Source organism: uncultured Lacinutrix sp., assembly GCF_947500605.1.
In the GTDB taxonomy this organism is placed as follows: Bacteria; Bacteroidota; Bacteroidia; order Flavobacteriales; family Flavobacteriaceae; genus Lacinutrix.
In genome coordinates this window covers 252,709-261,969 of sequence record NZ_CANMSJ010000005.1, presented here as the reverse complement: position 1 = coordinate 261,969, position 9,261 = coordinate 252,709, and the positions used below count along the sequence as shown (strand labels likewise).

The 9,261-nt window shown below is 32.3% G+C and carries 8 protein-coding genes; 5 read left to right on the top strand and 3 right to left on the bottom strand.

Annotation, left to right across the window (positions count from 1 at the left end; translation table 11 throughout):
- Window positions 1-550 precede the first annotated feature (550 nt).
- From thrS to Q0935_RS09745, 5 genes are all read left to right on the top strand, one after another.
- The gene (gene thrS, locus Q0935_RS09765; RefSeq protein WP_055435291.1) at window positions 551-2,485 is read left to right on the top strand and encodes a threonine--tRNA ligase; all 1,935 of its coding nucleotides are present in this window, start codon (window positions 551-553) and stop codon (window positions 2,483-2,485) included.
- An 80-nt stretch (window positions 2,486-2,565) separates the two neighbouring features.
- Window positions 2,566-3,075, top strand: coding sequence for a translation initiation factor IF-3 (infC, locus tag Q0935_RS09760; protein ID WP_262494949.1), 510 nt, complete (start codon window positions 2,566-2,568; stop codon window positions 3,073-3,075).
- Window positions 3,076-3,174: 99 nt separating this feature from the next.
- A complete protein-coding gene (gene rpmI, locus Q0935_RS09755; RefSeq protein ID WP_055435293.1) occupies window positions 3,175-3,372 on the top strand; it encodes a 50S ribosomal protein L35 in 198 nt (65 codons plus the stop codon).
- Between the two features lie 110 nt (window positions 3,373-3,482).
- Entirely contained in the window at window positions 3,483-3,827 is a 345-nt protein-coding gene (gene rplT, locus Q0935_RS09750; RefSeq protein ID WP_055435294.1) for a 50S ribosomal protein L20, read from the top strand.
- 161 nt (window positions 3,828-3,988) lie between these two features.
- On the top strand, window positions 3,989-4,813 hold the full coding sequence (locus Q0935_RS09745; RefSeq protein WP_299385346.1) for an HAD family hydrolase: 825 nt from the start codon (window positions 3,989-3,991) through the stop codon (window positions 4,811-4,813).
- On the opposite strand, the gene Q0935_RS09740 is transcribed toward Q0935_RS09745, so the two are convergent.
- The 3 genes from Q0935_RS09740 to Q0935_RS09730 all read right to left on the bottom strand — a co-directional run bounded on the left by Q0935_RS09740 (window position 4,800) and on the right by Q0935_RS09730 (window position 9,226).
- The gene (locus Q0935_RS09740) at window positions 4,800-5,867 is read right to left on the bottom strand and encodes an adenylate/guanylate cyclase domain-containing protein (protein WP_299385342.1); all 1,068 of its coding nucleotides are present in this window, start codon (window positions 5,865-5,867) and stop codon (window positions 4,800-4,802) included. The genes Q0935_RS09745 and Q0935_RS09740 overlap by 14 nt on opposite strands.
- Window positions 5,868-5,873: 6 nt before the next feature.
- Window positions 5,874-6,143: an EF-hand domain-containing protein gene (locus tag Q0935_RS09735; protein ID WP_299385338.1), complete on the bottom strand. Its 270-nt coding sequence runs from the start codon at window positions 6,141-6,143 to the stop codon at window positions 5,874-5,876.
- Between the two features lie 110 nt (window positions 6,144-6,253).
- Window positions 6,254-9,226, bottom strand: a complete 2,973-nt coding sequence (locus tag Q0935_RS09730; RefSeq protein ID WP_299385334.1) for a LamG-like jellyroll fold domain-containing protein — start codon at window positions 9,224-9,226, stop codon at window positions 6,254-6,256.
- Window positions 9,227-9,261 lie beyond the last annotated feature (35 nt).

Genomic DNA, 9,261 nt, shown 5'->3' with positions numbered 1-9,261 from the left:
TTTTAAGCGGCTGCAAACTTACAACCTTTATTTAATATAAAAAGACTTTTTTGAATCTTTTTTATATTATTTTATTTCGTCTTGATAATGAACTTCGCTTTATACCTTGTCGTTGTGACTGCGGCGCTAAGCGGCTGCAAATGTACAACCGTTTTTTACTTACGCAACCTTTATTTTTATGTTTTTTATTATTATTTTTAAGAGCATCTTTTAACCATTATTAATCAAGCAGTTGCATTGTGATTTCACTTCTTCCTTTTTTAATTGTTTTGTCCTTATTATATAAGCCTTGATTTTTTGTTATTTTACTCTCTTTTTGGGTTTTGTAAGACTACTGTGTTATAATTACTTTATTATTGTGTTAAGAATAGTTTACATCGCTAACGCGTTAGGGATTGAAACGGCATCCTTTTTGCTTTTTCGGCAAAAAGATATAGTGGAAAGCCCGACCTTTAGGTAACGCCCAAATAGAAATAAAGATAATTTACGTATATGTATTGTTTGTGTGTTTATAACCTATTATCTTTGTTAACTGAATTTAAACTTATATATGATACAGATTACTTTACCTGATGGGAGTGTTAAATCGTTTGAAGCGAACTCAACACCTATGGATGTTGCTAAAAGCATTAGCGAAGGCTTAGCTAGGAATGTTATTTCGGCTAGTTTTAATGGAGAAACCGTTGAAACCGTAACGCCTTTAACCACTGATGGTTCTTTGATATTATATACTTGGAATAATGATGAGGGAAAAACTGCTTTTTGGCATTCTAGTGCTCACGTACTAGCACAAGCTATACAGGAGCTTTATCCAGATGCTAAATTAACTATTGGTCCTGCTATTGAGCGTGGCTTTTATTATGATGTAGATTTTGGAGAAAATGTTTTAACTGATAAGGATTTTAAAACGGTTGAAAACAAAATGTTGGAGATTGCTCGTGGTAAACATGAGTTTAAAATGAGAAGTGCTAGTAAGGCGGAAGCTTTAGAGTTATATAAAGACAATCCATTTAAGACTGAATTGATTGAGAACTTAGAAGATGGTACTATTACTTTTTGCGATCATTCTACTTTTACAGATTTGTGTCGTGGCGGACATATACCTAACACAGGTATTATAAAAGCAACAAAAATATTATCTGTTGCTGGTGCTTATTGGAGAGGTGATGAAACAAAACCTCAATTAACTCGTGTTTATGGAATTACTTTTCCTAAGCAAAAAGAGTTAACTGAATACTTGGCTTTATTAGAGGAAGCTAAAAAACGTGATCATAGAAAACTAGGTAAAGAATTAGAGTTATTTACGTTTTCACAAAAAGTTGGTGCTGGTTTACCGCTTTGGTTGCCAAAAGGTGCTGCTTTACGTGAGCGTTTAGAAAATTTCTTAAAAGCTGCACAGAAAAAAGCAGGTTACGAAATGGTAATGACTCCGCATATTGGACAAAAGGAACTTTATGTTACTTCTGGACATTATGAAAAATATGGAGAGGATAGTTTTCAGGCTATAAAAACGCCGAAAATGGATGAGGAATTTTTATTGAAACCAATGAATTGCCCACATCACTGTGAAATTTATAACGCAACACAATGGTCTTACAAAGATTTACCTAAACGTTTTGCCGAATTTGGTACCGTTTATAGATATGAACAAAGTGGTGAATTACATGGTTTAACTCGTGTAAGAGGTTTTACTCAAGATGATGCACATATTTTTTGTACTCCTGACCAATTGGATAAAGAATTTAAAGATGTTATTGATTTAGTACTTTATGTGTTTGGTTCTTTAGGCTTTGAGAACTTTACTGCTCAAGTTTCTGTTAGAGATCCTGAGAATCCAGGAAAGTATATAGGTAGTCTTGAAAACTGGGAGAAAGCTGAACAGGCAATTATTAGTGCTGCAAAAGATAAAAATCTAAATTATGTTATAGAAACTGGTGAAGCTGCTTTTTATGGTCCTAAATTAGATTTCATGGTAAAGGATGCTTTAGGAAGACAATGGCAACTAGGTACAATACAGGTTGATTACAATTTACCTGAGCGTTTTGAACTTACTTATAAAGGTAGTGATAACGAGTTACACAGACCAATAATGATACACCGTGCTCCTTTTGGAAGTATGGAACGTTTTATAGCTATTTTACTTGAGCATACAGGTGGTAATTTTCCACTTTGGTTAATGCCAAATCAAGTTTCTATATTAACTCTTAGTGAGAAATATGAGAAATACGGTGAAAAAGTTTTAAATTTGCTAGAAAAACACGAAATTCGCGCTCTTGTAGATAACCGCAGTGAAACTATTGGTAAGAAAATTAGAGAGGCTGAAATGAATAAGACGCCCTATATGATTATCATAGGAGAGAATGAAGAGAATGAAAACAAGATATCTGTAAGACAACATGGTGGAGACGATTTGGGCACGATAAGTGTAGATGAGTTTTCAGAAATTGTTAAAACAGAAATAAATAAGACATTAAAACAATTTTAATATAATTAAATTAATCGTTTAACTAAAAACATAAAGTCATAGCAATACGTAGAAAAAGATCGAGAGGCCCTTTAAGAGTCATTAAAGAAGACCAACACAGAATAAACTCAAAAATTAGAGCAGAGAAAGTGCGTCTAGTTGGAGAAAACGTCGAAGTTGGTATTTATACAACAAGAGAAGCTTTAGCCATGGCTGAGGAACAAGAATTTGATTTGGTGGAGATTTCACCAAAGGCGGATCCTCCTGTGTGTAAAATTATGGACTACAAGAAGTTTCTTTACGAACAAAAGAAACGTGATAAGGCTTTAAAAAGTAAAGCGACAAAAGTAATTATTAAAGAAATTCGTTTTGGTCCACAAACGGATGATCATGATTACGAATTTAAAAAGAAACACGCCGAGAAGTTTTTAAAAGAAGGTGCTAAATTAAAAGCATTTGTATTCTTTAAAGGACGTTCGATTGTGTTTAAAGAGCAAGGTCAAATTTTATTGTTGCGTTTAGCACAAGACCTAGAAGAACTTGGTAAAGTAGAACAAATGCCAAGATTGGAAGGAAAAAGAATGACTATGTTTATTGCTCCTAAAAAATAATTTTTTGTTAGCGTTAAACTTTTTAACCTAATACTAAGAGTGTTGATTGAAACCCAACATAAGATATTATAAGTGAAATAATTAAAACTAGGAAACAAGATGCCTAAAATGAAAACAAAATCTAGTGCTAAAAAGCGTTTTAAGCTTACAGGTACTGGAAAGATTAAAAGAAAGCACGCGTTTAAGAGTCACATCTTAACAAAGAAGTCTAAGAAACGTAAGCTTAAATTAACTCATGATGGTTTAGTACATAAAGCAGATGAGAACAACATTAAAGTAATGCTACGTTTAAAGTAACATTACCTTAATTCGGTTACAAATTATTTATAAACCCTGGAGTTAGGCAAACTTAGATTTAAACAAAGTGTCAGTTTTATTGACCGCCTACTACAAAACACATTAAAATTATGCCAAGATCAGTAAATTCTGTTGCCAAAAGAGCCAGAAGAAAAAAAGTGCTTAAACAAGCAAAAGGTTACTTTGGACGTCGTAAAAACGTTTGGACAGTAGCAAAAAATGCGGTTGATAAAGCGATGCAATATTCGTACAGAGACCGTAGAGTAAAAAAGAGAACATTTCGTGCATTATGGATCACGCGTATTAACGCTGGAGCTCGTTTACACGGTATGTCTTATTCTCAATTTATGGGTAAGATGAAAGCTAACAATATCGAATTAAACCGTAAGGTTTTAGCTGATTTAGCTATGAATCACCCAGGTGCTTTTGAAGCAATTGTGAACAAAATTAAATAAGGGCATTTTGCCAATTGAATAAATATCATTTCACTTATATGATAGAGAGTCCGATTCGAAAGAATCGGACTTTTTTTTGTGTTTGATTTACGTTAACATAATACTAATGTTAGCACAAAACAAAGGAGAGTAATTATCTTTGTCTTAAAATTTAAACAAATATGATGATTGATTTTTCTGAAGTAAAGTTAATAGTTACAGATCTTGATGGTACTTTACTAAATTCTAATCATGAAATAAGTGATGTGTTTTTTGAACTATTTGAACAGATAAAATCTGAAAACATTCTATTTGTTGCAGCCAGTGGCCGCCCCTATTATAGTATGGTAAATAAGTTTGCTAAAATTAAAGACGATATTATTATAGTTTCGGAAAATGGTGGAATCGCGATTAAAAACGATGAACTCTTTTTATCTAGCCCTATAGCGAATGATCACTTTAAAGAGATTAGTGAATTAATAAAAAACATAGAGGATTCTCATGCTGTCTTTTGCGCTAAAAATCAAGCTTATGTTTTAAGCGATTCTATATTGCTATTAGATCTATTGAAGGAATATTATCCTAAATACAGTTTAATATCCAATCCATCTGAAATTAAAGAACCTATATACAAAGCTGCTCTATTTCATGAAAAAAGTTCTGAACGCTTTATTTACCCTCATGTTAAACATATTGAAAATCGCTTTAAGGTGAAAGTTAGTGCAAATCATTGGGTAGATATATCTGAAAACATAGCTAATAAAGGTCATGCTATTTCCTTAATACAGAAAAAGCATAATATTACACCCGAAGAAACTATGGCCTTTGGCGATTATAATAATGATATTGAAATGTTAAAACTCGCAAAGTTTAGTTATGCGATGGAAAATGCTCATCCTAATGTTAAGGCTACAGCTAATTTTGAAACCAAAAGTAATAATGAAAATGGTGTTGAACATGTTTTAAAGCAAATGCTTGATGCTAGACCGAAAGTTAAGACACTCTAATTGCAGAAATATCTAACTTCTCTTCTTTACCTTTTAGTTCTATCTTACCTATAAATTCTGTTTTATACTTTGATGAAAGGGACAAATCATTAATTAAGATATTAGAAGACAATAGTAACTCTTTATACTTATTGCATTCTCCTTGAATTCTTGCTGATGTATTAATAACATCTCCATGATATGCAATCTCTTTTTTAACGGTACCTACTTCTGTTACGATTAACTTTCCTCCATGAATTCCTGCTTTAAATACGGGAACAAGATTATACTTTTTTAGATAATATTTTTCTCTTTTTTTTATCCTGTCTTGAAAATGAAAAAATAACTTAGCACAATTATTATTCTTAATACCTCTTTTGTAAGTCCAACTTAACACTGCTTCATCACCAACATATTGGTATATTTCAGCATCATATTTAGTTACAATTCTATTTAAATCGTAGAAGCAATCTTGTATTAGTTCGCTATAATTATAGTGACCAAGTTTTTCGGCAATTGTTGTAGATGCTTGTAAATCTAGAAACATAAAAATTCGTTTCTCTTCTCTTGGCTTTCTATACTTACCTAATAATAAATTAAAGAATACTCCTTTGCCAAACTTATCGTTTGCAATTTTTACAAAAGAAAAAACTATAGAACAGATTAAAAAATAACCTACAATAATCCAGAATATTTGACTGGTTTTCCACCAACCTTCTTCTGTAGTTAGGTTTAAATTTAATTCGTTTTCTACTAGCGGAAAAACATAATTTAATGAGAGAATTATACCTATAAAATATATTACAAATTTCTCTATTAATACTAATGCTAGTGATAGGTTTTTAGAGAGGAATTTATCGAAAACAAATTCTACAATAGCAAATAGAATTCCGATTAACAATCCTAACGGACTTGCATAACGCAATATATCTGAGATATGATAATCTGTAACTATTAAACCTTCCTCTGCTCCTATTGCATAATATCTTATAAAAACAAAAATACTAAAAGCCAACGTCCAGAAAATAATTGTTCTGAACAGTAAGCTTAAAAATTGGATAACGTAGTTTTTCACGTGTGTTTAGTTAGATATTTCATTTACAGCTGCCTGAAATTCTGCCCAATTTATAAGTTCGTCACCATCTTTATCGTATCCTTCAATTAATTTTGAACTAACAATACCACGAATGAAACCACTAATTTCTGCTTCTTTGAGTAGGTTTTTAATTTCAGATTTGGACAATTTACCATTTGCATCTTCATCAAAAAAACGAAAAGCTTCTTCTGGTGTTTTAAAATGATTGGTTATAAGGATTTGTATTTTCTTTAAAATATCTTCTTTTGCTGACATGCGTTTTGATTTTGTTTAAAAGTAAGAAATTATGTTTGGATATAATCTTGTATTTATACAAAAAAGAGCCGCATTTCTGCGACTCTTTATATTTGTTATAATAGGAAAACTTAGTCTTTAATTACTCTTTTAGTAACTTCACCAAAATCGGTTTTCATTTTTAATAAATACATTCCATTACTAAATGACGAAATATCTACTGTATTAATTTCTTTATTACATGTTTTACTTAACAATAATCTACCGTTAATATCGTAAATAGATAACTGTAATTCAATTCCGTCTATATTAGAAATATTTAATAAACTACTGCTAGGATTTGGATATATAGTGATATTACTTAGTTCGTTATTATTATTATTATTAACTCCTAATGTTTCTTCAATACTAACTACTATTTCTGAACGCTCACTCTCACAACCATTGTTATTTGTACTAGTTACCCAATACGACGTAGAGCCAACTGTAGATGTATCTGGTGTTGGAGCATTTACGTCACCCATTCCTCCAATTTCTGTAGTATACCACATTAATCCTGTTCCATTAGATCCTGTTGTTGCGGTTAATTGTGAAGCAGTATCTCCTTGGGTATATGTTACTGGTGTTGTAACTGTTGCTTCAGAAGGAATTATTGATCCTGTTATAACTGGAGAACCTGCTAACCAATTAGAAGTCGTTCCTGTTAAGGCAAAATTTGTTAACGTTCCATTATTTGCATTTGCAGTAGCATCTAATAGAATTGTTTCCGATGTATTATCTGCTGCGTCAATACCTTGATTAAAATTGTAGTAAGCTACTAAACCTGTTTCGTTACCTTGTAATTCGCAATTTTTACCAGCATTAATTTGATTAGCTGTTTTTGCAACACTCCAAATACGAATATCATCCATATTACCTGTAAAAAAACGATCAGGATATATTGGATTGTTTCCAATTAACACAGTCTGCGCATTGTTATTAATAATCCCAGAAGCGGTAGCTTGAGTTTCTAATATACCATCTATATAAATCTTAATAGCGTTACCACCTAAAGTTGCAGCTATATGATGCCAATTTCCATCGTTTATATTTGTAGTTGAATTAATTTCTTGTGTAGATGTTACGCCACTACAGGTAAAATTCACAGTTCCTGAATCATTTAAATGTAATCTCCAGCTATCATCTCCTTTAACGACTAAAGCATCCCATTGTTGAGGCAACACGTTTGAATTCACCCAAACCTCTACAGTCATTTCAGTTGTAAAGTCAAAATTAGCTTCATTTGCTAATTCAATATAATTATTAGATCCATCAAAATTTAAGTGAGTTGCTGGAGCATAAACATTAACTACTATTTCTATTCTTTCACTTTCACATCCATTATCATTAGTACTTGAAACCCAATATGAAGTTGTCCCAATAGTTGCAGTACTTGGTGAAGGTGCTGTTGATAACCCAGAACCACCTGTTTCTGATGTGTACCACATTAATCCTGTTCCATTAGATCCTGTAGTAGCTGTTAATGGTGACGCAGTATCTCCTTGAGTATATGTTACTGGTGTTGTAACTGTTGCTTCAGAAGGAATTATTGAGCCTGTTGTTACTGGAGAACCAGCTAACCAATTAGAAGTTGTTCCTGACAAAGTGAAATTAGTTAAAGTAGCATTATTTATTCCTGTTACATCAATAACTGTAGTTTCTGATGTATTATCTGCTGCATCGATCCCTTGATTAAATTTATAATACGCTACTAAACCAGTTTCGTCACCTTGTAATTCACAATTTTTACTTGTAATAATTTGAGTTTCATTTCTTGCTATATTCCAAATACGAACCTCGTCTAGTGATGCATCTAATCCTCTACCAGTATCTTGAGGATCTCTCCCTAAGTTTACATTAAAAGCGGATTCACCTATATTACCCATTGCAATGCTAGTGGAAGCAACTTCAATTCCATCGACATAAATTTTTGAGGTAGTACCATTATACACGCCTGCAATATGAAACCAAGTATCTAGAGTAATTGTATTATCCGCAGTAGTTAATTCATGCCATCCAAAATTTGCAACAACAAAATTAACAGCACCATTACCACCAGCTCTTAACATATAACCACTAGCATCTGGTGATGCTTTATTAATAATATTACCTAACCAATGTGCAGCGCCAAAAGAATTAAATTTCACATAAGCCTCTAAGGTAATTGTATTTCCTGTAATCTCTAAACTTGGGTTATTACCACAATCTACATAGTCATTCGAATTACCAAAATCAAGATGTGATCCTGCTTGTGGTTGACCAATAGTACCAAAGTTTTGCCAAACTGGCTCTGATTGATAAAGTGCCTCAGCACCAACAGGAACATAAAGGGTTGCGTTACCAACATTTACATTGTAAAAAACATTAGCATTAATAGACAAAGGTGACTCCCAATTAACAGTAACTGCATTTAAATTAGCACAGTCTTGAAATACAGTGTTAGAAATACTTGTAACTGAACTAGGAATCGTTACCGAAGTTAAACTTGAGCAAGCTCTTATGGCATCTTGTCCAATACTAGTTACTGAGTTTGGAATATTTAACGACGTTAAACTAGTACAACCTCCAAATACGCCAACTGACAAACTAGTTAACGAACTAGAAATTGTTAGAGAAGTTAAACCTGAACAAGCCGCAAATCCTTCAATACCGATAGAAGTAACTGAATCAGGTATTACAACAGAAGTTAAACTAGTACATGCACCAAAGGCCAATTGTCCGATACTTGTAACTGAATTAGGTATTATTACAGAAGTTAAATTGGTACAAAATCGAAATGCACCATTACTTATAAACGTTACTGTATTAGGTATTTCTATCGAAGTTAGCGTTGTACTATTTTCAAACGCACTATCTAAAATAGCAATTACAGTATAGTCAACACTAGCGTTATTAACCGTTGGAGGTACTATTAGTGCGCCTTCAAAATCTGCTGATGATACAACACCAACAGTGCTGTTAGCTGCTGAAATGACATAATAATTAACTCCACCTTCTTGAAAGGTTTGAGCAGAGACCATACCAAAAAACAGTACAGCAAAAAAAGTAAAATAAAATTGTTTCATGAATTATAAATTTGTTAGTTTAATTAAGGACGCTA